The 24,082-nt window shown below is 68.3% G+C and carries 19 protein-coding genes and 6 pseudogenes; 10 read left to right on the top strand and 15 right to left on the bottom strand.

Annotated features, from left to right (window positions below; genetic code table 11):
• Positions 1-229: 229 nt before the first annotated feature.
• Both ACWGJB_RS03325 and ACWGJB_RS03320 read left to right on the top strand, forming a co-directional pair.
• Positions 230-1,327 (top strand): hypothetical protein, encoded by a 1,098-nt coding sequence (locus tag ACWGJB_RS03325; protein WP_453378559.1) that lies wholly within the window; start codon positions 230-232, stop codon positions 1,325-1,327.
• Between the two features lie 66 nt (positions 1,328-1,393).
• Positions 1,394-2,029 (top strand): annotated as a pseudogene (locus ACWGJB_RS03320) (winged helix-turn-helix domain-containing protein); the annotation flags it as partial.
• Positions 2,030-2,071: 42 nt separating this feature from the next.
• Here the strand turns inward: ACWGJB_RS03320 and ACWGJB_RS03315 are convergent.
• From ACWGJB_RS03315 to ACWGJB_RS03280, 8 genes and pseudogenes are all read right to left on the bottom strand, one after another.
• Positions 2,072-2,578 carry a hypothetical protein gene (locus ACWGJB_RS03315; protein ID WP_453378558.1) on the bottom strand — a complete coding sequence of 169 codons (507 nt, stop codon included), beginning with the start codon at positions 2,576-2,578 and terminating at the stop codon, positions 2,072-2,074.
• 29 nt (positions 2,579-2,607) lie between these two features.
• Positions 2,608-3,375: pseudogene (locus ACWGJB_RS03310) on the bottom strand (IS256 family transposase); the annotation flags it as partial.
• Positions 3,376-4,461: 1,086 nt separating this feature from the next.
• Entirely contained in the window at positions 4,462-4,737 is a 276-nt protein-coding gene (locus ACWGJB_RS03305) for a hypothetical protein (protein WP_453378557.1), read from the bottom strand.
• A 39-nt stretch (positions 4,738-4,776) separates the two neighbouring features.
• Complete coding sequence (locus ACWGJB_RS03300) at positions 4,777-5,862, bottom strand: integrase core domain-containing protein (RefSeq protein ID WP_453378556.1); 1,086 nt, start codon at positions 5,860-5,862, stop codon at positions 4,777-4,779.
• Between the two features lie 182 nt (positions 5,863-6,044).
• Positions 6,045-6,947 carry a YceI family protein gene (locus tag ACWGJB_RS03295; protein ID WP_453378555.1) on the bottom strand — a complete coding sequence of 301 codons (903 nt, stop codon included), beginning with the start codon at positions 6,945-6,947 and terminating at the stop codon, positions 6,045-6,047.
• Positions 6,948-7,756: 809 nt separating this feature from the next.
• A pseudogene (locus ACWGJB_RS03290) lies at positions 7,757-7,903 on the bottom strand (peptidase S8); the annotation flags it as partial.
• A gap of 141 nt (positions 7,904-8,044) precedes the next feature.
• A complete protein-coding gene (locus tag ACWGJB_RS03285) occupies positions 8,045-9,697 on the bottom strand; it encodes an NACHT domain-containing protein (RefSeq protein ID WP_453378554.1) in 1,653 nt (550 codons plus the stop codon).
• Positions 9,698-10,100: 403 nt separating this feature from the next.
• Positions 10,101-10,730, bottom strand: a pseudogene (locus ACWGJB_RS03280) (integrase core domain-containing protein); the annotation flags it as partial.
• Positions 10,731-10,850: 120 nt separating this feature from the next.
• Between ACWGJB_RS03280 and ACWGJB_RS03275 the strand changes: the two are divergent.
• From ACWGJB_RS03275 to ACWGJB_RS03265, 3 genes and pseudogenes are all read left to right on the top strand, one after another.
• Positions 10,851-11,195 (top strand): hypothetical protein, encoded by a 345-nt coding sequence (locus ACWGJB_RS03275; protein ID WP_453378553.1) that lies wholly within the window; start codon positions 10,851-10,853, stop codon positions 11,193-11,195.
• A gap of 239 nt (positions 11,196-11,434) precedes the next feature.
• Positions 11,435-11,491, top strand: a pseudogene (locus ACWGJB_RS03270) (TetR/AcrR family transcriptional regulator); the annotation flags it as partial.
• A 3-nt stretch (positions 11,492-11,494) separates the two neighbouring features.
• The gene (locus tag ACWGJB_RS03265) at positions 11,495-11,920 is read left to right on the top strand and encodes a TetR/AcrR family transcriptional regulator (RefSeq protein ID WP_453378552.1); all 426 of its coding nucleotides are present in this window, start codon (positions 11,495-11,497) and stop codon (positions 11,918-11,920) included.
• A 19-nt stretch (positions 11,921-11,939) separates the two neighbouring features.
• Here ACWGJB_RS03265 and ACWGJB_RS03260 read toward each other — a convergent pair whose 3' ends face one another.
• Entirely contained in the window at positions 11,940-12,233 is a 294-nt protein-coding gene (locus ACWGJB_RS03260) for a hypothetical protein (protein WP_453378551.1), read from the bottom strand.
• A 146-nt stretch (positions 12,234-12,379) separates the two neighbouring features.
• Here ACWGJB_RS03260 and ACWGJB_RS03255 point away from each other — a divergent pair, with 146 nt between their 5' ends.
• Together ACWGJB_RS03255 and ACWGJB_RS03250 are read left to right on the top strand one after the other, a co-directional pair.
• Positions 12,380-12,946: a PadR family transcriptional regulator gene (locus tag ACWGJB_RS03255; RefSeq protein ID WP_453378550.1), complete on the top strand. Its 567-nt coding sequence runs from the start codon at positions 12,380-12,382 to the stop codon at positions 12,944-12,946.
• A gap of 71 nt (positions 12,947-13,017) precedes the next feature.
• The gene (locus tag ACWGJB_RS03250) at positions 13,018-14,736 is read left to right on the top strand and encodes an acyl-CoA dehydrogenase family protein (RefSeq protein WP_453378549.1); all 1,719 of its coding nucleotides are present in this window, start codon (positions 13,018-13,020) and stop codon (positions 14,734-14,736) included.
• 322 nt (positions 14,737-15,058) lie between these two features.
• Here ACWGJB_RS03250 and ACWGJB_RS03245 read toward each other — a convergent pair whose 3' ends face one another.
• Together ACWGJB_RS03245 and ACWGJB_RS03240 are read right to left on the bottom strand one after the other, a co-directional pair.
• Complete coding sequence (locus ACWGJB_RS03245; RefSeq protein WP_453378548.1) at positions 15,059-15,439, bottom strand: hypothetical protein; 381 nt, start codon at positions 15,437-15,439, stop codon at positions 15,059-15,061.
• Positions 15,440-15,650: 211 nt separating this feature from the next.
• Positions 15,651-15,932 (bottom strand): ATP-binding protein, encoded by a 282-nt coding sequence (locus ACWGJB_RS03240; protein WP_453378547.1) that lies wholly within the window; start codon positions 15,930-15,932, stop codon positions 15,651-15,653.
• A gap of 480 nt (positions 15,933-16,412) precedes the next feature.
• Here ACWGJB_RS03240 and ACWGJB_RS03235 point away from each other — a divergent pair, with 480 nt between their 5' ends.
• The 3 genes from ACWGJB_RS03235 (at position 16,413) to ACWGJB_RS03225 (ending at position 18,425) form a co-directional block, all read left to right on the top strand.
• Complete coding sequence (locus ACWGJB_RS03235) at positions 16,413-17,279, top strand: helix-turn-helix domain-containing protein (protein ID WP_453378546.1); 867 nt, start codon at positions 16,413-16,415, stop codon at positions 17,277-17,279.
• The gene (locus tag ACWGJB_RS03230) at positions 17,276-17,527 is read left to right on the top strand and encodes a DUF397 domain-containing protein (protein WP_453378545.1); all 252 of its coding nucleotides are present in this window, start codon (positions 17,276-17,278) and stop codon (positions 17,525-17,527) included. Before ACWGJB_RS03235 ends, ACWGJB_RS03230 begins: the two co-directional genes overlap by 4 nt.
• An 82-nt stretch (positions 17,528-17,609) precedes the next feature.
• Positions 17,610-18,425, top strand: coding sequence for an SAM-dependent methyltransferase (locus tag ACWGJB_RS03225; protein ID WP_453378544.1), 816 nt, complete (start codon positions 17,610-17,612; stop codon positions 18,423-18,425).
• A gap of 79 nt (positions 18,426-18,504) precedes the next feature.
• Here ACWGJB_RS03225 and ACWGJB_RS03220 read toward each other — a convergent pair.
• From ACWGJB_RS03220 to ACWGJB_RS03205, 4 genes and pseudogenes are all read right to left on the bottom strand, one after another.
• A pseudogene (locus tag ACWGJB_RS03220) lies at positions 18,505-18,633 on the bottom strand (aldo/keto reductase); the annotation flags it as partial.
• A gap of 35 nt (positions 18,634-18,668) precedes the next feature.
• Positions 18,669-19,766, bottom strand: a complete 1,098-nt coding sequence (locus ACWGJB_RS03215) for an integrase core domain-containing protein (RefSeq protein ID WP_453378543.1) — start codon at positions 19,764-19,766, stop codon at positions 18,669-18,671.
• 130 nt (positions 19,767-19,896) lie between these two features.
• Positions 19,897-20,301: a CU044_2847 family protein gene (locus ACWGJB_RS03210; protein WP_453378542.1), complete on the bottom strand. Its 405-nt coding sequence runs from the start codon at positions 20,299-20,301 to the stop codon at positions 19,897-19,899.
• 39 nt (positions 20,302-20,340) lie between these two features.
• Positions 20,341-23,856, bottom strand: a complete 3,516-nt coding sequence (locus ACWGJB_RS03205) for an nSTAND1 domain-containing NTPase (RefSeq protein WP_453378541.1) — start codon at positions 23,854-23,856, stop codon at positions 20,341-20,343.
• Between the last annotated feature and the right edge of the window lie 226 nt (positions 23,857-24,082).

Genomic DNA, 24,082 nt, shown 5'->3' with positions numbered 1-24,082 from the left:
CCACTCCTACGGCATGAACTTGACAGCCATACCCAGGGCCCCCGGGCCTCCCGATCGTACGAGTGACCGGAATCAACCCACCAACAACGTAAGGAGATTGAAAGCGTGATGTCGGCCTCCCGGAGGCGACCTCAGTGACGCGGCTCGGGGTCCGCTCGCGGCGTTGGCGTCCCATAGGGTTGGGCTGTCAGGCCCTCGCGTTTTCCGTTGTCTGTGGCTGGAAGAAACCGTGACCATCGCCGCTCGTCTCATCGCCACCATTGCTGCTCCGCTGGACCCAGGGGCGGCAGAGGCTCCGCAGGTGCTGTGCTGGCCGAACCGCACGCTCCTGGTGCAGCGTGGTGACACTGAGGTAGTGGCTGTCGATGTTGATCAGCCTGATGCCGGTCGCGGCGCTGAGATCCGCTTCCCAGCGCCCTGGCCCCGCCGCTTTGGGACGGTGACTGTGTCACCGGAGCGGGATGCAGCGGTGTTCGCTGGCGTCCACGCAGTACGGTCGGTGGGGACGACCGGTGCGATGCGGTGGGAAGTGCGCCATGGCTGCTGGGGCGGCTGTCCTCGGCTGCACGCGTCGTTCCACGAGTACGCGGACGACAAGGACCACTTGTATACGGACAGCGGCTCGGCCGCCGTCAGCACAGACGGCGAGCTCGTCTGGGCACACGTCCGCGGGCCGCTGGCCAGCGACGGGAACACAGAGGACGACCAGGAACAGTGGGTGGTTCTGGACGCCGTAGCCGGAAGGGCCGTGGGCCGTGTGAACACCGGGACCGTGGCCTCCAGTTCCGAGCACATGTCTCACCCAGACCCTTCGCAGATGGGGCTTAGCCTCGGTGAGGGCGAAGAAGGGTCGCCCGTGCTGTGGGGACGATGGGACGGGCAGCAGTTGACCGCCGAGCCAATTGGTATCGAGCGGATCCTCCTCGCGGTGAGCCCGTCTGGTCGGCGGCTCCTGACTGTTCCCGTCGGGCAGTGGTCCCTCTCTCTTCACCAGTCGGAGCACGGCTCGAAGGTCGCGCGGAAACTGGACGCCACGGATGCCGTGCCGACGCACCCGCAGAACAGCGGCAACGACAGGGTCTACTGGGACTTCGAAGCGGCCTTCGTTGATGAGGACACCGTCGTTGCTGGAACCTCCGAAAGCGATGCCCGGCATGGATCGGTCCGTCACTGGCTGGTCGACGTACAGGGAATGGACCTGCTTGGCGAGATCTCCTACCCCGTCCCCGTCTGGGGACCTGCGCGCGCAGCTGGGGGCGGCAGGTGGCACACGATCTCGAAAGACGGGACTACCGTGCACCTGTGGGGGCTGGCCCAGGAGAACTGACGTTGGGCGGCTGACGCTCGCGCCATTAAGGGAATAGCGCCTGCCAGCACCCAGTACTCCTGGGGCGTGAGATACGCGCAGGGCGGCGGGCTGACCGACGCCGAGAGGGGCAAGCGGGAGCGACTGCGGCTTCAGGCCGTGGAACGCTTCGAGACCGGACAGAAGAGCGCAGAGGTCGCTGCAGCACTGCGAGTAAGCGTGCGGTCGGTGGAGCGATGGCGCCGGGCCTGGCGCGAACAAGGCGAGGCGGGGCTACTCTCGAAGGGCTCGCCGGGCCGGTCGAAACTCAGCGAGACCCAGGTCGTCAGGCTGGAGCAGGAGCTGGAGCGCGGTCCGCTCGCCCACGGCTGGGCAGACCAGAGGTGGGCGCTGGCACGAATCAAGACACTCATCGGCCGGCTGTTCCCACGTCTCCTACACGGTCGAGGGCGCGTGGCAGCTGCTCAAGCGCCACCGCTGGTCATGGCAACAGCCCGCCCGTCGCGCCAACGAGCGCGACGACGATGCGGTCGAGATCTGGAAGAAGGAGACCTGGCCGCGGGTAAGAGCACCGCGGCGGAACGCGGCGCCTGGACCGCCTTTGAGGACGAAGCCGGGCAGTCGATGACTCCGCCGCGCGCCAGGACCTGGGGCAGAATCGGCCAGACCCCGGTCGTGCGGGTCAGGGGCCGCGGCTCCGGACGGGTGTCGATGGCGGGTATGACCTGATGTGTGGATGAGCCGGCCTGGGTCGGGCTTGTTTTGTTAGTCGCCCGTCAGGTCCTCCCCGCGATACGCTATCCATCGGTATCCAGGCTGGAACACTTCGTAGTCGGAGCTCAGGTCAAGTTCCGCATGCAGCTCTTCGCAGAGCACGAGCCCGTGGATGCTGCCATCGTTCAGTTCATCTGACCACTCGCACCCGAGCTCAGCAGGGTCCACGAGTGATTCCGGATCCCAGCCGACCTTCGCGGCGACATATCCATGGAACTGCGCGAGCAGTTCGTAGAGTTGGTTTCCCAGTTCGCTCAGCTCTGCTGCGGTGAGCTCGAATCTGGGGAGGCTGCCGTCCAGGCCACAACCCCAGCTGACGGCCACGGGCAGGATCGAGAGCTCGATGTATGAGCCCACCTTCGCCAGCATCGGCCGGTGGAGAGGGATGCGGTGGGCGCCCGCGCGAAGCACCCGCGGCTTGGGGTCGATGCGGGCGGCAGTCTGTGCTGCCTCGACGTCATCGCCGAAGTTCACCACGAGCTCGAAACAGATCGCCACGGTTCTTCTGCCTCCCCAGCCCCACGGCCTCACGCAGCCCGCGTTTCAGTACGTTCGACGAGGATGCCATTCTCGAACCTTGCGCCCGCGCGGACCAAGGGCACCAGGTGGGATCCGGTGATCGCCCGCCACCGGGCCTGGGCGGACTCGACGAGCTTGAACACCATCGCAAGGGCTGCAGCCGGGCTTCCGGCGCCGCGGGTGACCTTGGTCCGGAGCTTGACGGTGGAGAACGTCGACTCAATCGGGTTCGTGGTTCGCAAAAGGACCCAGTGCTCGGCAGGGAAGCCGTAGAACGCCAGCAGCTCGTCCAGGTCGTCGGTGATCTTCGCGACGGCTTTGGGTCATTTTATTCCGTAGCCCTTCGCGAACGCGCGGGCCGCCTGCTCTGCATGGGCCCGATCCTCGGCGTTGTAGATCTCCTGCAAGGCTCTGCGGGCCCCGGTGTGCACGGACTTCGGCAGGGAGTTGATCACATTCCTGGTTTTGTGAACCCAGCACCTTTGATGCCGGGCCTGCGGAAACACCTCCGCCAGAGCCCGCCACAGGCCCATCGCCCCGTCCCCGACCATCAGGGCCGGGTCCTTCATTCCCCGCCGCCGGCAGTCGCGCAGCAAGTCGGCCCATGATTCGGTGGACTCCCGCAGACCCTCCGCGAGCGCGATCAGTTCCTTGGTGCCATCGAGGCGGACGCCCATCAGGACCAGGACGCAGGAGTGGGCCTGGCCGAGGCGGACCTTGGGGTGGACGCCGTCGGCCCACACATAGACGTAATCGGTGGCGGACAGGTCGCGGTTTTGGTGGATCGCCTTTCGGGCGACCAAGCCTATTCGCGCATTACTGTTACCCACGGCCTGTGGCCGTGACCAGAAACGTGACCAGATATGCAATTAGAAACGCGATAGGAAACGCTGACGGTTCCCGCCTGATTGCTGCCTCCGTGACACCTTCGGTTGTTCTGTTGGCGGCCGGCCCAGATGTGGGGCGCCCGCGGGGCCGTTCGGCCAGGGCGAGAGTGTCCCGCAGCGGACCGTCCACAAGCAGGGGTCCACGGTCAACGGCCGGCCGGTGTCAGCCGCCAGGGTCAGCTTCAGAGCGTTCCAGCGACTGAGCGCAGCTCAGATCGATTTCAGGCTGGCCAGAGTTGATCCAGGCGCAGCCTCGTGGAGCCCATGACGGGCACCAGAGCGCAGCGTGAGCGAGCATTGCCGAGGCCGCCGCGCGAGCCCCAGACCTCTCCGGGCGCGAGCGCCCCCAGTAAGCCCCCTCGCGCGCCCTGGCGCCCCGTACGGCGAGCCGGACAGGTGGCCGCCCGCTCACGGTCTGGCAGTAGCCTGATGACGTGACTGCCGCTCTGTACGACCGTCCGAGTCTGAGCCTCTAAAAAAAGCCGCTCCGGATGTCGTGCGCATGGCGAGCTTTCGAGGCGGCCCGTGGCACCCGCGAGATCAACTCCGGGGGCCACACAAAAAAGCCTCCGGTCGTGACCTTATTGCAACGTCTGGCATGTGCTCGCTCCGCAATGGATCAAGTACACAGTCCGTGAATTCCTCGGCATATGCCCGCCTCAGCACGCACCGGACGGCTTCGGCTCTCGACTCGAAGGCGATCCTGCATGCTGCCCCTCGGCGTATCCAAATGGCTCCTCGGCGCCGCTCGCACGCTCCCCCTGCTGCTGATCGTGGCGTTGTCCACCCCCGCGTGGTTGGCGTGGCCTTTCCTGCCCACGGACCGGCGACAGGACGTGTTGGAGATGGTGCGCACCTTGTCGGCGTGGGCGTCCGGTACAGCGGCCGCGGAGGTGCCCCCGCTCCCGGGCCAGCCCCGACTCCCCGACGCCGGCGAGGCGCAGCGGGGGGCCGGGGCTGGCCCGGGAGCGTCCGTTAGGCAGCCGCGGCGCCGTCGGCGGAGTCGGGGGCGCCCTCGGGGACGAGGGCAGCGTGCTTGAGGGCCTGGCGGGCAGCGATGGCTTCGGGGCCCTTGAACTGCTTCCAGTACTCGTGGCACGACACCGTGGCCGCCGCCTCGCGGAGCGCCTCCCGCAGCCGGTCGTTCTCCGCGGCCGCGTCCTCGTCCCACCCCTTGGATGCCTTCCGGCCGGGGTGCTTGCGCCCGTGCTCCTCGATCGGCTCCCAGCCCTCAGACGCGGGGGTCGACACCTGCGTCCCGTGTGCCGTTCGGAAACTCGTCGCCGCCGGTCAGGCTGCGTATCTGTACTCGTTGATCACGCCGCCGAGTACTCGGGTGCGCAGGAGTCGGTGGGCGGTCAAATTGTTCACAGACACCGGCTGTTCCTGGGCGAGGGGCGGGAGCTGTCCCCGAGCCTGGCGCGGGCGGTGACCGTTGTAATGCCGGGCATAGGCCTCGAGGACCTGCCGGGCATGGAACTCGTTCCAGATCAACAGGTGGTCGAGGGCCCCGCGGCGCAGGGTGCCGATGACTCGTTCGCAGTGAGCATTCATCCGAGGAGCCCGCGGAGCGTTGCGCAGGACCCCGATGCCCTCGGCCGCGAAGACCGCATCGAAGGACTCGGTGTACTTTGCGTCCTGGTCGCGGAGCAAGAAACGCAGCGAGTCGATCCGAACACCCAACTCGATGGCGAGGTTTCTCGCCTGCTGCACCGTCCAGGGCCCGGTGGGATGAGCGGTCACTCTCGCGATGTGCAGTCGGCGTGTGCCGTGCTCGAGGAACACCAGCGCGTACACGCGGCGTAGGTCGACCAGGTCGATGTGGACGAAGTCGCAGGCGATGACGCCCTCGGCTTGCGCGGTCAGGAACTCGCGCCATGTCGGCCCTCTACGGCGTGGGGCTGGATCGATGCCCGCCGCGGTGAGGATCTCCCAGACCGTCGTCGATTCGACCGGGTATCCGAGTCGGACAAGTTTCCCTTGGATCCGACGGCAGCCCCACCGCGGATTCTCCCTGGCGAGCCGCAGCACCAGAGCCTTCAGCGCACTCGCGGTCGACGGTCTCCCGGGCCGCCTTCGGTGCTTGCTGTAGTCCCATTTTCGCGCGACCAGTCTGCGGTGCCATGCCAGCAGCGTCGCGGGCGTCACCGGGAAGACTTGCGCCCACCGGCGCCGGGGAATCAGGGAGGACAGCGCCGCGAACCACAGGCGATCCGCCGGCTCGTACTGCACCGGGCTCGACAGCTGCCTCCGCAGCACCGTGTTCTCGTGGTGCAACACGAGCAGCTCCGCATCCTTGACTGCGTCCCGGCGTGGCAGCACCGTCGGGACCGCGAGTAGCTTCCGAGCCACCTGATACACCAGTGAGAGGGGCACTCGAACAGGCTTCCAGCAAGTTTCAGAGGCGTGCCAGACCCACTCCAGGCAGCAGCGATGAGTTTCCGAACGGCACACGGGTCGCCCGGCGTTCTGGCGATCCGTCGCCGACCTGCGGACAAGGCTTAAACGAGCCGCGCACGCGCGCAGGTGTCTCACATCGTTCACGGGCCGCATTGCAGTTACTTGAACTTCAGCTGCGTGCCCTTGGGCACGATCTGGATATCGAGTTCGACCTTGATGTTGGAGCCAACGACTGCGATGCCACGGGCCAGCATCGTCTTCCAGTTGATGGTGTAGTCCTCACGGTGCAACTCGGTGGTGGCGTTGACGGCCACGCGGGTCTCACCCTCCATGCCGACGCGGATACCGCCGTAGTTGGCGTCGAGGGTCACCGTGCGGGTGACGCCGTGCAGCGTGAGCCCACCGGTGATCGCCCAGGTGTTTCCGCCGCGGTGCACGAAGCGGTCGCTGTAGAACTCCATGGTGGGGTAGTGCTCCACGTCGAGGAAGTCCGCGGACCGCAGATGGTCGTCGCGCATCTGCACATTGGTATCGATCGAAGCGGCGTCGATGACGACATGCATCGCCGAGTCCTCGATGGTGTTGCCGATCCGGATCGCGCCGGCGAAGTTGTTGAAGCGGCCGTGGACCTGGGCGAGGCCGATGTGGCGTGCGGCGAACCCGATCCGGGTGTGGGCCTGTTCGATCTCCCATTCGCCGGGGTCGGGCAGCGGAAGCGGTGGGGCTGTCTGGAGTGTGATGTCTCCGGGGCCGGCCAACCCCCCGTCATCGGTGACCGGAATGTTGTCCCGGTAAGGGGCGAAACCCTCGGCGGAGACGGCCAGTCGGTATTCCCCGAAGGGAACCATCGCCACGACTAGGCCGTAGGGATCGGCCTCACCGCTCACTACCTTGCGACCGTGGCTGTCGTTCACCGTGAAGTCGGCTTGGCCCAGGGGCTCGCCCACGGGGTCGAGGACCCGGCAGATGAGGAGACCCGCGCCGGGCGGGACGGTGAGTCCGGTGAGTGGGTTTCCCCTCCGTTGAGAGGCCTTCCGTCGGCCGAGAAGGCGGCTGATCATGGTGTGCGTACCCCTATGCGGTCGCGCTCCGCGGGCCGCGCACAGCGCGACGTCGGCCGGCGACCCATGACGGATATGCATTCGATTCCTGCCTGTTCGATGCAATGTACAGGCAGGTGGAGGCTCTGCCTCAGCCGCGGTTGAGGAGTTCTGTGAACATGTTGAGGAGTCCTGTGAAAACGGGTCTTCAGGCGTCGCTAGCAGATGACGGCCATGCCGAGGGTGAGGAACGCTTCGTGAATGTCGTCGCGGACCTCCCAGCGTATGCGTGGGCGGCGGAACCAGTACAGGAGGGCGTCCACCGCTTCGACGCCGCTGGGGTCGGCGCCGTGCCCGCCGCCTGGTGGTCGTGAAAGCCGGACGCCTCAGATGGCTGCGATGACGTCCGGTCGCGCCCGGGCGAGGGGAAGGGGGACCAGCAGTGCAGATCGCTCACGGAATCGACTGAGGCACCGTACCGGCGGGGTTCAGCGCCATTCTCAGCAGTGGCTCGGTGCTGCTGGCACTCCACAGCATCCTGCGGGACCGAAAGACGGCGGAGCAGTCCGACGCCCTGCAGGCAACGTGGTGGCGGCCATTACCACGGCCGGCAACGGCGCGTACTGCTTCACGGACCTCGCCGCAGGCGAATGCACTGTGATCGCCGGCGTCTACCCGCCGGTCGCGGCGTCCGTCGCGCTCGACGGCAGCGGCGAATTGGGCTTCGACGTCACGCTCGTCCACCTCGAGGACCGAGACGAAGCAAGGGCTGGGCTCGCGTCGCTGCAGTGCGAGGCGGCCCAGCCCTTGTCGGTCGGGCAGCGCCGCCGTCAGAAGGCGCCGGTGCCGTTGGGTGTGCCGAGTCCGGTCGGCCCGTCGTATCCCGGCCGTGCGGTGCACAGGTAGCTGCCGCCGCAGGAGCCGTTGCTGCCCGACGTGACGTCGTTGAGCGCCGATGTGTGGCGGTACGGGTACGAGCCGTTGACGACCGGAGAGACGACACCGACACCGACGACGACCTTGACCGCTGGGCCGCCGGCCTTGGCCGCCAAGAATTCTGGACGATCGTCGGCAACTTCCATCCCATGGAAATCAGGGTCTACCAAGAGCAGGTGTGATCACAGCCGCGAAGCAGCCTGCCTGGTGGGGACGGGGTGGGAGCTCAACCACTGCTGCAGTTCGCGGTGGCGGAACTGGTAGGCAGCGCCAGCCAGGCGCATCAATCCGGCGGCACATGCCCAGTCGAGGAAGGTTCCCAGCCGCAGTGGGAGTTTCCCGCGCGAGCACAGGAGGAAGACCAGATGTCGGCGTCCCACCCCAGCGCCAGTGAATGCGAGCCCGGCCGCGAGCCCAGGTGCGAGACCTAGTGCCAGCGCGTATTCCAGTGAACCCAGAGGTCCGTCTGGGAATCCGAATGCTGCCCCCGTCAACCCGACTGCGAGCCCGACTGCCAGGCCGCCCATTAGCCCGTACACGAAATCGCTACGGACGATCTCGCGTGGTTTCGTGGCCGCCGTCGGCTCGCCCGCGAGCCCGTAGACCAGTCCAATAGACGTAACCGCGATGCCGACTGCAATCCCTGCCGACAGCCCGTATACGCGCTCATTGATTTTGGACTCGAACCCGACAGATATGACCAGATACTGAGCTACACACCCCATGACCAGGGCGCACACGATCCCGATTGTGAGGGCGATGAGGGGTCGACGGCGGTTGGTCGGGGTGCGCAGGCGTCGCAAGTCGATGCGCCTGGGTGTAGGTAATTGTGACCGTGCTGAGAGACAGCCGGCAAGGACAGCCAGCGCTGCCTTGACTCCGGCTATCGGCAGCGGTGCGAAGGTGGTCCATGCGAGGGGGAGCGGCAGCAGGACCGCGAGTGCGGTGAGCAGGGCATCGACGGCGCGTACGCGGCGTCGGCCGGCCAGTGGCCAGAGTTGGTGGGGAACAACGTCGGTTCCCGGCCCGACGTCTGTCGTCGGTGACGCCCTTGGGACGTGGGCTGGGACGTTGAGCTGGGTAGCCAGGTGTGCCAGCCAATGGTGCACATCACTGGTGTCGTAGCGGTGATGCGGGCGCAGGGCAATCGCGGCGGGGATGAAGCGTGCGAGGAGGTGTTCGTCGAGATCGTGCGGGGTGGCATGGTTGAGCAAGTCAGCAGGATCGCCGTCGCGTGCGTACACGGTGGCAGCCAGACACAGCCGCCACGGAGTAGACAACGTCGTGGCCAGCGCTCCGGACGGGTAGCGGTCAAGGATCTCCAGCACCGGCTGCCAGCGCACGGGATCGACAACGCGCTGGAGAAGATAGGCCTTGGCAGCAGGCGCGGCGACGGCGTCGATGTCAATGCGCGCCGCGTCCAGTAAACGCGTCGGTCCACTCAGGGCTTCGTAATGAGCGGTGCGGCAGGTCAACACCACTGGACCGGCCGCGCGGCCCTCCTGGTAGGCGTTCAGTGTGTCAAGGACGGTCCGAGCGCGCGGGGCGACGGGGGACGGTGCCCCGCTGGGCTGGGTGCGGTCCATCTCATCCAGGCCGTCCAACACCGGCAGCACACGGTGCTGACGGACGAGTCCGGCGGCCATGTCCTCCGGCCAGTCGTAAACGTTCACCAGGTGCCGGACAAGCCAAGCCTGCAACGGCACCTCGGTGTCCCACTCGGTCAGTGACAGGCGAACTGGCACCGGGTCGTCCTCGCCCCGCCCATCGGGCAGCGCCAGTATCAATTCCAGGACGAGTACGGTCTTCCCCGCGCCCGCAGCGCCGGTGACCACGAGGCGTCGAGGTCGGATCTGGCGGTAGAACGAAATTTAGGGTCTGAACCCGCGCGTTCCGCGGGGTGATCGGCGTCCTGCCACGCGAGAACTGGGTGGCAACTGAAGGTCCAGCCGGACCTGCGCATCGGGTTGCTGCCCGAACATCTCGAAGCGGTGAAGCGCTGGCTCGCATCGGCCGGCCCTCCGCGGTCGGCGCGGCCCAATCGTCGCGCCGCTACCGCTCCGCCTCCGCCAGCGCGAGCAGCCGCTCAACGGACACGGACGTCGCGTCGAACGTCTCCTTGTCGCCGCCGATCGGCATCTGCACGTCGCCGAGGAACACCCCGTGCCCTTCCGATCCTGAGTCGGCGGATCACGCTCTGCTCAACCCTGCGCCTGCCGAAAATCCCGTCCATGCAGATCAAGCGGCACGTTGGTACTCATGGAGGGTGCCGCCGAGTCGGTCGTGCCGGCGTATGTCGAGGTGGGCGATTCGGGAAGGATCGGTGATCGGTTCGGGGGTCGTGCGCAGCGGCGCGGCCTGTTCCATGGCCTGGTGGGGCCGGTGCCCGTTGTGGTGTGCCTCGAATTCGCGTAGGGCGTGCCGCAGGTGGTTTTCGTTCCAGACAAGTGTGCGGTCAAGGAGTTCGTGGCGGCAGGTCTGCACCCACCGTTCCACGATCGAGTTCATGCGCGGTATCTGTATGCCGCTGAGCACGACGGTGATGCCGGAGTCGGCGAGGACCTGGTCGAACGTGGCGGGGAACCTCGCGTCCCGGTCGCGGATGAGATACGCGGTGTTGGCGCTCGCGTCCTCCAGGTCCATGGCGAGGTTCTTCGCGGCTGGGTGACCCAGGCCGCGGTCGGATGGGCGGTGGTGCCAAGGATGCGGATGCGGCGTGTGGCGTGTTCGATGGCGGCGAGGATGTACTGGTGCTGCCCCGGTCAGGGTGACGGTTTCGATGAAGTCGATGGCCGGCAGCGCGTCGGCCTGGGAGCGCAGGAAGGCGGCCCAGGTGGTGGAGGCTCGGTCGGGTGCGGGGTCGATGCCGAGAGCCTCGGGATGCACGCGGGGTTCTGGTTCGCCGTGATCGCTACCACTTTGGCCCTCATCGCCGCGGCCGTCGTGCTCCCCTCGTCTCCGGGGCGTCCGGCACAGCCGATGGACGTAGTGGGGAACATTACCCAGCCGCCGGTCCGCCTGTTGGCCGTGAGCTGTCTGCTCTCCCTCACGGCCCTGCTGACCTTCGTGTTCGCCCACGACGGCCTGTGGGAGGTGTTCGTGACGATGGCCCTGGCCGGACTCGGTGTCGGCGTCAACTTCGCGGTCACGCCGGGGCTCGTCGTCGGAGGCGTCCCCGCGCACGAAACAGGGAGCGCCATGAGTTTCAATCAGGTCGTGAAGTACCTCGGTTACTCGGCCGGCAGCGCCCTCAGCGCCGTGATCCTCCAGGCCGCCACCACGCCCGGGCAGGTTCTTCCCCCCCCGAGAGCGGTTACCGTACCGCTGGGCTGACAGGCTGCGCGGTGTAGGCCGCCACCGCCGTGGTGGCGTACGTCCTGATCCGGTCGGCGCGCGCGGTGCCTCGGCGAGGATCCGGAGTGGGCATCTCGCACTCTCGGCCGACGGCGGCTCGGCCCCAGCCGACGAGGGTCTCGTCCCGGGCACCGGGGCGGAGCGGTGAGCGGCGAGGCGCCGGGGCGCCGGGGCGACGCGGCCCGTAGCCGCGAACTCCTGCTCACGGCGGCGAGGATCTGTTCGCCGCGCGGGGTTTCGACCGCACCACCATCCGCGACATCGGTGAGCGCGCCGGAGTGGACCCGGCACTGATCGCACGCTACTTCGGCAGCAAGACCTTGCTGTACCTCGCCGCGTTGCACGCCGAACAGGGCGACGTGGCCCTGGCCGGTCTCTTCGACGAGCAGCGGCCGCGCGAGGTCTTCGACAGGGCCGACCGGCGCGGCCCCGTCCCGCTGCTCCAGGTCGCGGTGCAGCCGCTGAGTGACCCGGCGGCGCAGGACGCCGCACGGGCGGCGCTGCACGCGCGACTCGTCGAGCCGCTCCACGAGCGCTTCGCCCGTGAAGGGGTGGACCGGCCGCGACTGCGCGCCGAGTTGGTGGCGGCGGCCGTGGCCGGGATCCTGCTGGGCCGGCACTCCGGAGCCTTCGAGGAACTGGCACGGGCCGATCCCGGCGACCTGATCGAGCAGCTCCGGGGCACCCTCCTGAGCGAGGACTGACCGCTTGCCGCGGAGCGGGTCAGGGCACGGTCAGGATGATCTCGCCGTGAGCCTGGTGGCTGCGCATACGGTCGGCGGCTTCGTGGGCCTGGTCGCATGCGTGGACGCTGTCGATAGCGGGGTGGATGCGGTTGTCCGCGACGGCGGGCATCACCTCGTCGCGGAGGGCAGCGATGACATGGCCGAGGACTTCGGGGCGGCTGAAGCCTGAGGAGACGCCGCGTACGTGGAGGTGGCGGTAGGACAGGGTGTCGAGGTCGATGGTGGATTCGGCCTGGTCCAGGCGTCCGATGTTGGCGAGGTGGCCGTCCACGCGGGTGGCGGGCAGGGGCGCGCTGACCGCCGCCTCCCCAATGCCACCCGTGGCCGGAGTGTCCTGTCCTCGCTGCTGGGTGAGCTGTGTCTCAGCCGGGCAGCGAGGCTTGTCTATGCAACGAGTTGCATAGAAAGCTGGGAGGTATGGCGCTCGAACACGCGATCCTCGTCTCTCTGCTGGAAAAGCCAGGCTCCGGCTATGAGCTGGCCCGGCGGTTCGAGCGGTCCATCGGCTACTTCTGGACCGCCACGCATCAGCAGATCTACCGCGTCCTCAAGCGCATGGAGATTGACGGCATGCTCGCCGTCCGCGAGGTGCCGCAGCAGGGACGGCCGGACAAGAAGGAGTACTCCGTCGCCGACCCCGGACGCGAGGCTCTCTCCCAGTGGCTGCACGAGCCGATCGAACCAGAGAGCCTCCGTCACGACCTCGCAGTGAAAATCCGCGGCGCGGCCTTCGACGACCCGGCCACGCTCATCCGCGAGGTCGAGCGGCACCAGCAGGTGCACAGCAGCCGGCTTACGCAGTATCTCGCCGGGGAACTGCGCGACTTCACCGGGCCTGACGCCCCCACACCGCTCGATGCCGGTCAGGAACTGCAGCACGTCGTGCTGCGCGGTGGCATCGCGTACGAGCGGATGACGATCGCCTGGCTCGACGACGTTCTCACCACGCTCCACGGCCTGGGCGTGACACCGCCGCACGCCTGAGCCGCATCATCCCGTCCCTCCGCGCACCCGGCAACAACCTTCGACTCCCTATCCTCGGAAGGCGAACCCTCATGGCCACCCCTTTGCTGTTCAACCCGCACACGTACGACCCTGCGCACTTCGACCCCGAGACGCGCAGGCTGCTGCGCGCCACCGTCGACTGGTTCGAGGACCGCGGAAAGCGCCGCCTGATCGAGGACTACCGCACCCGCGCCTGGCTGGGAGACTTCCTCGCGTTCGCCGCCAAGGAACGCCTGTTCGCCACCTTCCTCACCCCGGCCTCCGCCGGCGGAGAGGAGGGCCAGCGCTGGGACACCGCCCGGATCGCCGCCCTCAACGAGATACTGGGGTTCTACGGTCTTGACTACTGGTACGCATGGCAGGTGACCATCCTCGGTCTCGGCCCGGTCTGGCAGAGCGACAACGCCACCGCTCGCAGCCGCGCGGCCGAACTCCTCTCCCAGGGAGAGGTCTTCGCCTTCGGCCTGTCCGAGAAGACCCACGGCGCCGACATCTATTCCACCGACATGCTCCTGGAGCCTGACGGCAACGGCAGCTTCCGCGCCAGCGGCTCCAAGTACTACATCGGCAACGGCAACGCCGCCGGCCTCGTCTCCGTATTCGGCCGCCGCACCGACATCGAGGGCCCGGACGGGTATGTCTTCTTCGCGGCCGACAGCCGCCACCCGGCGTACCACCTGGTGAAGAACGTCGTCGACTCCTCCAAGTACGTCAGCGAGTTCCGCCTGGAGGACTACCCGATCGCCCCCGACGACGTCCTTCACACCGGCCGCGCCGCCTTCGACGCGGCCCTCAACACCGTCAACGTCGGCAAGTTCAACCTCTGCACCGCCTCGATCGGCATCTGCGAACACGCGATGTACGAGGCCGTCACTCATGCCCACAACCGCATCCTCTACGGCCGCCCCGTCACCGCCTTCCCGCACGTGCGCCGAGAGCTGGGCGAGGCGTACGTCCGCCTCGTCGGCATGAAACTGTTCAGCGACCGTGCCGTCGACTACTTCCGTTCGGCCGGTCCCGAGGACCGCCGCTATCTGCTCTTCAACCCGATGACGAAGATGAAGGTGACCACGGAGGGCGAGAAGGTCATCGACCTGATGTGGGACGTCATCGCCGCCAAGGGCTTCGAGAAGGACAATTACTTCTCCCAGGCCGCCGTCGAGATCCGGGGGCTGCCCAAGCTCGAGGGCACAGTTCACGTCAACCTCGCGCTGATCCTCAAGTTCATGCGCAACCACCTGCTCGCGCCGATCGGCTACCCCGCCGTGCCGACCCGCCTCGACGCGGCCGACGACACCTTCCTCTTCCAGCAGGGACCGGCCCGCGGCCTGGGATCCGTACGCTTCCACGACTGGCGCGCCGCCTACGACGCGTACGCCGAGGTACCGAACGTCGCCCGCTTCCGCGAGCAGGCCGACGCCCTGTGCGAGTTCGTGGCCACCGTCGCCCCCGATGAGGAGCAGAGCCGCGACCTCGACTTCCTGCTCTCCGTGGGCCAGCTGTTCGCGCTGGTGGTGCACGGACAGCTGATCCTGGAACAGGCTCGCCTGACGGACCTGGACGAGCCTGTGCTCGACGAGCTGTTCTCCGTGCTCGTCCGCGACTTCTCCGGACACGCCGTCGAACTGCACGGCAAGGACTCCGCCACCGAGCAACAACAGCGCTGGGCACTCGGCGCGGTCCGGCGACCTGTCGTCGACGAAGCACGGTCGGCGCAGGTCTGGGAGTGGGTCGAGGCACTGTCCGGGGCATACGAGATGGCGCAGTAACAGCACAGCCCAGCGATCCAGCGCGCCTTCGGTGCGCGCCGGGGGCGTGGTAAATCCCGTCGCGCGCGGAGGTGCTTCTTTCTCCCGGCCATGGACCAGCCGCGCGGGACTGCGCGACCCTGGTGGTCATTCTCCTGGGTCACGCTGCCAGGTGTAAAGCAAGGCGAGCGAGGTGGGTGGTTCGGGTGCGGTCGAGGGGTGGCCGTTCCACCAGGCGTGGAGTCGGATCACCCCCCTGCCCTGGGGTTGTCAGAACCGCCAGTGGACGGCTGCTGCTGTCACTGGCCAGGTGAATCAAAGATCTCGACATCGCCGAGAGGGATCACCGCGCCTCATCGCTCCTCGAAGACAAGGGCGCCCAGGTGTACCGGATGCGCACTCCGTGGTCGTGGAGCCAGGTGGTCTCGCGGTTCCGGAGTTCGTACGCGGACTCCGGGGCGATGGCGCTGGGCCAGCGGACGAGTACCGCGGCGACGTGGCCTGTCTGTACCAGCTCCCTCACACGCTGCCACCCTCTGCGCCGGGCCGGGTCGGGCTCACCGTACGTGTCGGTGACGACCTCGGCGATCGTCAGTCCGCGCTCCTGGGCGAACGCGTGGCCTTCTGTCTGCGCGCACTGCGTGGCCGCCCCGCGCGCACCCGGGGCTCGGTCCGCGCATACGTACAGCACGACGGGAGGAGCGGTTTCGCTGTGGGGGGTCATGGGCGCCTTCTGCAGGTCGATCGAGGAGGAGGAGTTCCTCGCCGCGTGAAGGGGACGTAGCGGGGCCGTGCGGTGCCGACGGCGGTCTCTGCCGTTGGACGGGGGGAACTGGCCTGCTGCGCAGCAGGCCGGGCCTGGCCTGGCCACGCCACATCCGGGCTGTCGCTGCCGGGGTTGGCGCCACATTCGGCGCCGGCCGGTGCCCATGGTGTCAGGGGCAGGCCGTCAACTCTGCCCAGACGACCTTGCCTTCGGCTCGCGTCGAGCGTGCGGAGCCCCAGCGGTCCGCGAGTTGCTGGACGAGTAACAGGCCTCGCCCGCTCTCCTCGCCGGGGCCCGCGCGGGGCTCGTGCGTGCGGACCGGGGTGCGGCCGTCGTCGTGGAGTTCGATACGCAGGCGCCGCTCGTCGGCGGTCAGCGTGAGGCCACACAGGACATGACCGCTGTCGGTGTGGAGTACAGCGTTCGTGGTCAGCTCGGAGACCAGCAGCACCGCGTCTCAGCATGTGTCGCCAGGCACCTTCCACACACGGAGCCGGTCGCGCACGGTGTCGCGGGCGGATCTTGCGCTGGTGCGCAGGGCGCGCAGGCCGAACCAGTACTCCCGACGAGGCACGGTCGTGGCCAAGGCGGGGGTCAAGGCCGGGGCTGAGGGCGTTGGCAGAGTCACGGATGTCGCCTTCCAGTGCCGTCCGGGGGGCGGGCGCGCTGTGGGGGTGCGGGCTGCAGCTCGAGCGGTGAGAGGCAGGCGCTGTGCGGTGGGTTGCCGACGACGGCATCAGCAGCACGCGTCCCGTCCGGGCCGGATGCTGCGTCAGAGCTGTGACCTGACCGCTCACATGTCGACTATGCGCGTGATCGTGCTCACGCTGCAACCGACTCCCTGATAATTTCAGAAGTCGGTTATCACCCTGGCGGCCTCATCAAGTCACTGTAAGAATCGTGTTGTTGATGATCCCTCGGGAGGTTGGGCGTGAGTGAAGCCCGTTCCGGCACCAGCGCGCCGACAGTCCTGCGCATGATCCTCGGCCGCCGGCTGCAGGACATGCGGCTCGGTGCCGGTATCTCGCTGGAGGACGCGGCAAAAGCACTGGGCGTGAAGACTCTGACGATCCGTCGGCTGGAAAAGGCCGAGGTCGCGCTGAAGCCTCTCTACGTGGAGAAGCTCCTGGAGACCTTCGGCGCGGACCGCCAGGAGATCGACGAGTTCGTCGACCTGGCCGAGCAGGCCAACGAGCCCGGCTGGTGGCACTCCTACCGCGACGTCGTCCCCAGCTGGTTCACTGCCTACGTCAGCCTGGAGACCAGCGCCAAGACCCTGCGCACCTATGAACCCCAGTACGTCACCGGCCTACTGCAGACTCCCGACTACGCGCGCGCCGTGCTGCGCGGCGGGTTGCCGAACGGCAGCGAGGAGGAGCTCGTGCGCCGCGTGGAGCTGCGGCTGCGCCGCCAGAGCCTGCTGGAGCGGGAGGACGCCCCCACGTTGTGGGTGGTCATGGAGGAAGCTGTCCTGCACCGGGCGGTGGGCAGCCCTGAGGTGATGCGGGAGCAGATCGAGCGGCTCCTGGACGTGTCCCAGCTCGCTCATGTCAGCCTCGACATCGTGCCCTTCGCCGCGGGTGCGCACGTCGGGGCGTGTGCTCCGTTCACGTATTTCCGGTTCGAGGAACCCGAGCTGCCTGACATCGTCTACAGCGAACTCCTGTCCGCCTCCGTCTACCTGGACCAGCGCGCGGACGTCGTCGCCCATCTCGAGGCGCATTCCCGTATGGCGCTGCTGACGTCGTCCGAGGACAGCAGGGCGCTCTTGAACCGCATGCGCAAGGAGTACTCATGACGATCACCGACGAGGGCATCTACAACGGGATGCCGGCCCGCAGTCTCGGGGAACAGGGCTGGGAGCGGCCCTGGAGCGGGCCGAACGGTGGTCAGTGCGTCGAGGCGAAACAACTCGCCGACGGCCGCGTGGCCGTACGGCAGTCGACCGACCCGGCCGGACCGGCGCGGATCTACACGCCGGAGGAGATCGCCGCGTTCGTCCGCGGGGTCAAAGAGGGCCTGGCCGATCACTTGGCCGCCGGGTGAACCGGCGGCGGGCAGAAGGGACGACGACACCGGTCCCGTTCCTGGCCTGCGGGCCGACAGACACACGCATGAAGGGGAGAACATGACCACCAGTCAGGCCAGCCGGAATCTCGACACGAGCAGGGCGCACTCGGCCCGGATGTACGACTACTTCCTCGGCGGCAAGGACCACTTCGAGGTCGACAAGGAGGCCGCCCTGGTCGCCGCCAAGGCCCACCCCGGCCTCCCCGTGACCGCGCGCGAGAACCGGGCGTTCATGCACCGGGCCACCCGCGTGCTGGCGCAGGAGCACGGCATCCGCCAGTGGCTCGACATCGGCACGGGCATCCCGACCGAGCCCAACCTGCACCAGGTCGCCCAGTCCGTCGCGCTCGACGCCCGCGTCGTGTACGCCGACAACGACCCCCTCGTCCTCAAGTACGCCGAACGCCTCATGCGCAGCACGACGCAGGGACGCACGGCCTACATCGAAGCCGACGTCACCGACCCCGATGCGCTGATGAGCGCCGTGGAGGACTCCGACATCCTGGACTTCGACCAGCCCATCGCCCTCTCCCTCAACGCGCTCATGCACTTCGTCACAGACCCGCACGACCCGTACGCCATCGTCCACCGGCTGCTCGACCCGCTCCCGACGGGCAGCGCCCTTGCCATGAACCACTGCACTCCCGACTTCGATCCCGTCACCTGGAACAAGGTCGCGGAGGCCTACACCAACTCCGGGTCTCCGGTGCAGTTCCGTTCGCACAGCGACGTCCGCCGTTTCTTCGACGGGCTCGACCTGATCGAACCCGGCATCGTCTGCTGCCACCGCTGGCGGCCCGCCGGACCCGCCGACGGTACGGAGATCGCGGACGCCGAGATCAGCCTGTTGGCGGGCGTAGGCATCAAACGCTGACCGGGGTCAGGCCGACAGTCCGGCCGGCTGGGCACCTGCGCCCGCAGCGCAGTTGACCAGGGGGAGCTATGGGAGCTCGACTCACAAGGTTTTCCTCGGGGGCAGCGCGTAGTTCCTCGGGCCGCTGGGCGAGCCGTATCGGGTGCGGCCCGCCTGAGTTGTCGGGCGTGGCGCCCACCTTGGTGACGACGAGGGTGTCGTCCTCGGGGACGCTGCGCCTGCCGAAAACCTCATCCGTCGAGGTCAGGCGGCATGTTGGTACTCGTGGAGGATGTCGCCGAGTCGTTCGCGTCGTCGTATGTCGAGGTGGGTGATCTGCTCCGGTTCGGTGACCGGCATTGGCAACGGGTGGAGCGGGCGGGCGTTGGCGATGCCCTGATGCGGCCGGTGGGAGTTGTAGTGCTCTTCGAACTCCCGTAGTGCATGGAGAAGGTGCCGCTGGTTCCAGATCAAGGTGCGGTCCAGCAGTTCGCGTCGGCAGGTCTGCACCCAGCGTTCCATGATCGAGTTCATGCGCGGCATCCGCACGCCGCTGAGCACCACCTCGATCCCCGCATCGTTAAGGATGGTGTCGAACAGGGCGGGGAACTTCCCGTCCCGGTCCCGGATCAGAAACCGCGCCCGGAAGCCGGCGTCCTCGAGGTCCATGACAAGGTTCTTCGCGGCCTGGGTCACCCAAGATGCGGGCGGGTGCGCGGTGGCACCGAGTATCCGAATCCGGCGGCTGGCGTGCTCGATCACCGCGAACACATGCAGCCGCGCCCCGGAAAGGGTGATCGTCTCCAGGAAGTCGCACGCCAGCAGGGCGTCAGCCTGGGAGTGCAGGAAGTCCGCCCAGGTGCTGGAGGCCCGCTCGGACGCCGGGTCGATCCCGGCCTCCTTCGGGATCTCCCAGACAGTGGAGGCCGCGACCTGGATCCCGAGAACGAGGAGTTCGCCATGGATGCGGCGGTAGCCCCAGCTGGGATTCTCCCGGGCGAAGCGGAGGACCAGGGCGCGGATGGAGTGCACGGTCCGCGGTCTTCCCGGGCGCTTGGGCCGGGAGGCGGCAGCGTGGCGGCGTGCGACCAGATCGCGGTGCCGGCGCAGCACCGTGTCCGGCCGCACCAACAGTCGCACCCGGCGCAGCACCTCCACCGGAAGCCGGTTCAGCAACGCCGCAAGGAACGCCCGATCGCTCGGGGTGAACCGCACCTTCTCCTTCCCGAGTTGGCGCTGCAGGACCGTGATCTGGTGACGCAGGGCGAGGATCTCGGCGTCCTTGTCCCGGTCGCTCATCGGCAGCAGGCGCAGCAGGGCGAACGCGTTCGTCACGGTGAGGTAGGTCAGTCGCAGCAGCACGACGGACCATCATGCCGGGGCAGTCACCAGCCGTACGAGACGCCCCCTTGCGAGCACCCGAGCCCCCGACCCCGCGCACCCCCCACCAGGGCTCCCACCAGGCCGGATGAGGTTTTCGGCAGGGGCAGCGTCATTCGGGCTCCGGCCGCGAGCCGTTCGACGACGTATCCCGGCCGTCGGCCGGCGCAGCCTCGTCCGGCCTTTCCCAGACCAGCCTGAGGCGGAAGTTCCCCTCGCCCGATGTCTTGGCGATGATGACGCCCGCCTCCGCGCTGATCTTCACGCCCAGCTCCAGTTCGATCGTCTTGGGCCGCACCGGGAGCCTGGTGAGCCGCCCCACCAGTGACTCCGCCGTGGCGCGGACGTGGTCGAAGCTTTCGTCCAGCGTATGGGCGGCCGTCGCCACGACGTCACCGGGGCGCGCCGCCCGAACGATGCCGGAGCTGGAGGGGTCCGTCTCCAGCAATACCTCGATGCCGTCGCCATTCACGGAGGCGTCGAGCGGAACGCGAATGAGCTGGGTGTCCTGGGGCATGCATCCCTCTCTCGGGGTCGGGTGACTGACGGGGCATCCCTACGGGTGTGGACACAAAGGCTTACGGTAGGCCGCAGGAGGCAGCTTCTGTACGGCGGCGGGCGGCAGCGTCTCGTCGCCCAGGATCTGGCAGAACCGCTCCATCCAGCGTCGGGCCCGGTCGGCCGGTACGGGTGCGGCGGAACCAGTGGCGGGCACGGGGATCTTGCCGACCGGGTCGCCGCCGGCCGGGGTTATGAAGCCGTTCATGCCCTGCCCGTCGGTGAGGAACACCGTGGGGCGGCTGGCCGCACCGAGCAGTGTGAGGTCCCGCCAGGGAGTGGACACCTGGACGATGCCGGGCTTCGCCGAGCCCCGACCGCCGAGTGGGATGTCGCCGATGGCCTGGTAGGCCACGGTGCGCGAGCCCCGCGCGGTGACGGCGACACCGGTGACGGTCTGATCGTCGGGCAGGTGCCGCTGGGCCAGCCGTCTGCCGCCGGGCAGCGCGTACGTGGTGACGGTGGTGTGCGTGTGGAACCCCTGCGTGTGAGTGGTGGCCGTGGTCAGGACGGCTCCGTCCGGGCTGATGTCGTAAGGGGCTGCGCCGTCCAGTCCGTCCAGGGTGAACAGCGTCCGGCCCGCCGAGGGCGGCTTGTTCAGATCCCACGAGCGCACCGACATGACCAGCGAACCGGACATGCCCTCCGTGAGGTCCTGGCCGACGACGACGAGGCCCTGTCCGTCCGAGGTGAAGGAGAGCCGGCTGACCTGTGTGTCAGGGCCCGGCAGAATCTTCTCGATCTTGCCGCTGGGCACGTCCCACACGATGAGGCGGCCGCCCAACCCCATGACTCCCGTCAGTGCCACCATCCGCTTGCCCGTGGGGTCGAAGGCGAACTGCGCGTACTGGGTCGGGATACGGGTCCCGGTGGGTACGGGGACGCTCGGCAGTGAGGGGCCGCCCGATGGCATGGTCGGCCACGGATCACCCTGGTCGGGGCGTTCCAGCAGGCGCACGACCCGCCTGGCCCGTACGTCGTACAGTTCCACGGTCGGCCCCCTTGGGTCTGGCGGGCCGGTGGGGGTGGACGTCAGGGAGAGGGGTCCCGCCACCATCGCGATCAGTGATCCGTCGGGGCTGACGGCCATGGTGTCGGCCCGTTTGCCGATGGCCTCCCTATCGACGGTGTTCCCGATGCCTGTCCACACAGTCGGCTTGCCGTCGGCCGCCCACGAGGCGACCACCCGGCCGTCGGCGCTCACCGCCGGCCGGCCGTTCGCCGTGATCGACGTCCCCGACGGTGTGTATAACGGCACCAGAAGATCGGCGGAACCGAATCGCCGGTACATCTCGCCGAGCAGCGCACGCGTGTCGGGGTTGTCCTGGGTGCGGTAGGCGCGCAGGGCGAGCAGCAGCGCGGTGTACCGGTCGCCGTGGTCCGGGTTGGACTCCAGATCCCGCGACTGCTGTGCCAGGACGCCCGCGGCCACGGCCGCCGACTGCCGTGCCGTGTGCGCCTCCGCCCCGTATCGCCACGCCCAGGTGCCCACACCCGCCGTCAGCATCATGACCACGGCGACCCCGGCAGCGATGATCCGGCGATGGCGGGCACCGGAGATGCTCGCGGTGATGAAGTCGATCTCCGCGGAGCCGAGTTCGTCGGCTCGGGCCCGCCGCCAGTTCCGGGCGTCCCGCAGGTCGGCGCCGCGCAGCAGGCGCGTACCGGTACGCTCGTCCCCCTGCCACAGCCCTACCCGGCGTCGCAGGTCCTCCTGCCAGCGGCGGAACCCCTGGTCCGCCGCGGCGAACTCGGCCAGTCGTGCCCAGCGGGACAACAGCGCCTCGTGCGCCAGTTCCACGGTCTCCACGGGCTGCGCACCGCCCTTACGCAGCTCCTCAGCCGGCACGAGAAGACGCGTGGTGAGCAGGCGTTGGGCGATCCGCCACTGAGCCGGGGGCAGTTCCGTACGAGCGACCACTCGCCGGGTCGGGGAGGTGCGGGCGCCTCCGGGAAGGACGAGCTGGACCAGCAGGGCGCGCGCCTTGCGCCGCTCCTCCTCGTTGAGTGCCGTCCATACCTGCTCGGCGTGGTTCGCCAGGGCCGCGCCGACCCCGCCCAGTGACTGGTAGTGGGCGTGGCCGATGACGCCGTGTTCCTTGCGCTCCCAGAGTTTGGTGAGGGTGAACTCCAGCAGCGGCAGTCTGCTGGGGTCCGGGCCCAGGTCGGTGAGGAGCCGGTTGACCAGTCCCTTCTCGTAGCGCACACCGACGCCGCTGAGCGGCTGTTCGACGGCGGCGCGCACTTCGTCGTCGCGCATCGGTCCCAGCATGAACAGCCGGCTGTCGTCGAGCAGCGGTGCCAGTGCCGGGTGGTTGAGGGCGGGGGCGAGGAAGTCGGCGCGCAGGGCGATGACGGTCTGCAGGCCGGCTCCGGGATCCAGGCAATGGCCCAGTGCGGCGGCGAACGCGTCGAGATCCGTGTCCTGCTGTCCGTTGACCGTGCGGACCAGCGCTTCCTCGAACTGGTCGGCGATGACCAGGAGCTTGCTCTTGCCCTGCTGTTGCAGGATCCGCTCCACCACGGCCGGCATCCGGCCGTCGCGCAGCAGCTGTGTCAGCTGGGGCACCTGGGCCATGCGGGCGGTCTCGCCCAACCGCGGTTCGAATGACGGGAGAAGGGCCACCGCGAGCGCCTCGAGCGGGGCCTTGCCGGGCCGGAACCGCACGATCAGGAGGTCCTCGCGGCCCCGGAGGCGGGGTAGTACACCGGCGTTCAGCAGTGAGGACTTGCCGCACCCGGAGGCGCCCACCAGCGTGACCCCCGTGGCGACATCCAGCCGGTCCACGATCCGGCCGGCGGGCTCGTCCCGCCCGTGGAACAGCTCCGCGTCGCCCTCCTGGAAGGGGCGCAAATCCCGGAAGGGGCACGGTCCCTGTGCCGCCTCGCGCAGGGGCGGCCAACACTCGTGAAGCCTCTCGGTGGGGATCAGGTACGCGGCGCGCCGGCCGGGCCGCTCGTCGGCGGTGACGACCATCCCGACCACACCGCCGAGGGCCAGGTCCCAGACCGGGGCCCCGGAGAATCCGCGTCCGACCTCGTATTGGCTCGCCGGGTCCGTGTCGTATTGGAGCCATCCGGTTGCCTGCCGGCCCTGCAACACGCCGACGCTCCAGACACCGGCGTCGTAGTCCGCCGGGAAGCCGAAGGTGCGCACCTGGCGGCCTGGTGCGGCTCCGTCCTCGACCAGCGATGCCGCCACCGCGCCGGGCGGGGGTGCGGTGAGCAGCCGGAGGACCGCGATGTCCCCGGACTCGTCCGGCTGTGTGGGCGTCCACTGCTCGACCCGGGCCTTGAGAACCCTGCCGCGTGCCACCAGCGGGAAGTCGAGCCTGACAGGGGCGTCCGGAGGCTCCACGGCGTCCTCGGGTAACCTCAGGGCGGCGGCGACCACGTGGGCGCATGTCAGCACATCACGTTCCGCCGTCAGAAATCCGGAACCGACCGGCTGGCCCTGCGCGTCGAGGATCCGGACCACCGCCGCGTCCGTGGGCACCGCACTGTCCGCCTCCACCGGCACCCCCGCCTCTGCCTTACCGCAGCCAACTCCTTTTGAATCTACACGAGTTCAGAAGTGGACGGATGGGGCTGGAGCGCTGCTCCACCCTGTCTTCACAGCTCTGAGGTTCCTCAAGAACGAGCCCGGCGCCGCGGATTTCTACTACGGCGAGATGCAGACACTCCGCCTGGACACACGACGTCCCCTTCGGCGAACGTATCCTGCTGTACGCCTCCTGGCT

The organism is Streptomyces sp. NPDC054813 (genome assembly GCF_053611365.1).
The sequence above is the reverse complement of the archived record's forward strand: the minus strand, read 5'-3'. Positions and strand labels throughout refer to the sequence as shown.